Consider the following 1745-nt stretch of genomic DNA (forward strand, 5'->3'; position numbering starts at 1 on the left):
GGGGGGGGCGGCCGGAGAGGCACGGGAGTGGGGGGGGTGGGGGCGCTAAGTGCAGCCAACCCGGACCGCGCCCGCCCGGGCCCGGGCCGCACATCCGCGGCGCTCGGCCCGGGACGGGCCCTGCCGCCGCCCCGAGGCCGCCGCCCGGAGCCGGACCGGGGCTGGACGGAGGTGGACGCGGACGCGGTACGCGCCGCCCGCCGCGCCCTGCCGGGCCTGGGCGCCACCCTCAACGAGGTGCTGCTGGCCGCGGCCGCGGGCGCCCTGCGCACCGTCCACGGGGATCCGGAGCGCTGGCCCGGCGCACCGCGACCGCTGTACGGGGCCTTCCCGGTGGACCTGCGCACGCCGCGGGAGGACCGGATGCTCGGCACCGCCGTCTCGGCTGTGCGGGTACCGCTCCCCGTGACGGCCGCGGACCCCGGGGAGCGGCTGGCTGCCTGCCGGGGCGCGCTGGCCGCCTTCGGGCCGCTCCACGGCGGCGCGGACACCGTCCGCCGCGCGGTCGGCGCCGCCGCGCGGCTGGGCCCCTGGGCGGTGCGCCTGCTGGCCGCGCTGAGCTGCTCGCCGGGCTTCTGCCCCGTGACCTGCCTGGCCTTCGGGTGGCCGCGCGGCCCGTGGTCCCTGGACGGACGGCCGCTGGAGCGGATCGTCCCCCTGCCGCCCGTACTGGCCCCCGGCAGCGTCTGCCTGGCCCTGACCGACTACGCGGGCGCGTACACCCTCACCGCGGTCACCCACACCCTCCCCGGCCTCGCCCGCGAACTGACCGGCGCCCTCGCCCGCGAACTGACCGGCCTCGCCGGGCCTCCTGAGCCGGAGCGCGTGCCCGTGCCGGAGCCGGAGCCCGAGCCCGATCCCGTGCCCGGTGCGCCGAGGCGCTGACGGCCCTGCCCCGGGCCGAATGTTCCGCGCCGGGCGGTTCGCCGGCGCGATCCGTGGAACGCGGAACGGGCCGCCGAGGTGATGTCCGCCGACCGATGAGGAGGGGTGGCCGATGAGGTACGACGAGTTCCTCGCCCGGGTCCGCGAGCTGGGGGAGTACAGGGACCGGCGGGAGGCCGAGGAGGTGACCACGGCCGTGCTGGAGGTGCTCGCCTCCCGGATCACCCCGGGGGAGACCGAGGACCTGGCCGCGCAGCTGCCCGGCCCGCTGGGCGACTTCCTGATGGAGAGCAGCCCGGACCGGCCCGGGACGTACGGTGTGGAGGAGTTCTGCCGGCGGGTGGGCGACCGGACCGGATCGCGGCCCAGGACCGCGGAGTGGGACGCCAGCGCCGTGCTGTCCACCACCGCCGGGGCGATCTCCGGGGGCGAGCTCAACCAGGTCCTGAGCCAGCTCCCCTCCGGCTACGCCGCGCTGTTCGGCAAGCCGGAGCTGAGCGACTGAGCCCGCGGCCGGGAGACCGGGGCCGCCGGGCGCCGGTCCCGGACCCCGGGTTTTCCGCCCCGGGCCGCGGCGGCGGGAGGTGAGAGGCGGCGGAGTCGCGGTACGACGGCGCGCGGCGCGTACCGCGCCACCTCCCGGCGCACACAACAACCTCATTCGCTCTGCGTGACCACTTGTCACTCAGAGCTATCGCGGTCACCGTGGGGGCGTGACGAACGAATCCGCGACCGCCCCCGTCCGCTCCGACCGCCCCGCCGGGCCCGTACGGCACCTGCCGTGCCCCGGTGTGCGCCCGGCCGTGCCCGGCCCGGCGCGGGCCGTGCTCCGCCCGGGCCGGTGGGACGGGCGCGTGCGC

2 protein-coding genes are annotated in these 1745 nt (G+C 78.7%); both read left to right on the plus strand.

The window, feature by feature from the left end; translation table 11 throughout:
• Positions 1–171: 171 nt before the first annotated feature.
• Positions 172–885, plus strand: coding sequence for a WS/DGAT domain-containing protein (locus ACLIYP_RS30355; protein ID WP_412716284.1), 714 nt, complete (start codon positions 172–174; stop codon positions 883–885).
• A gap of 112 nt (positions 886–997) precedes the next feature.
• Positions 998–1390: a DUF2267 domain-containing protein gene (locus tag ACLIYP_RS30360; RefSeq protein ID WP_412716285.1), complete on the plus strand. Its 393-nt coding sequence runs from the start codon at positions 998–1000 to the stop codon at positions 1388–1390.
• The last annotated feature ends 355 nt before the right edge of the window (positions 1391–1745 follow it).

The sequence above is a fragment of the Streptomyces nanhaiensis genome, from assembly GCF_046614825.1.
In the GTDB taxonomy this organism is placed as follows: domain Bacteria; phylum Actinomycetota; class Actinomycetes; order Streptomycetales; family Streptomycetaceae; genus Streptomyces; species Streptomyces radiopugnans.

Bases quoted from the DNA above. Each gene is read 5' to 3' on its own strand.
- ACLIYP_RS30360 (WP_412716285.1), top strand. From the start codon at position 998: ATGAGGTACGACGAGTTCCTCGCCCGGGTCCGCGAGCTGGGGGAGTAC.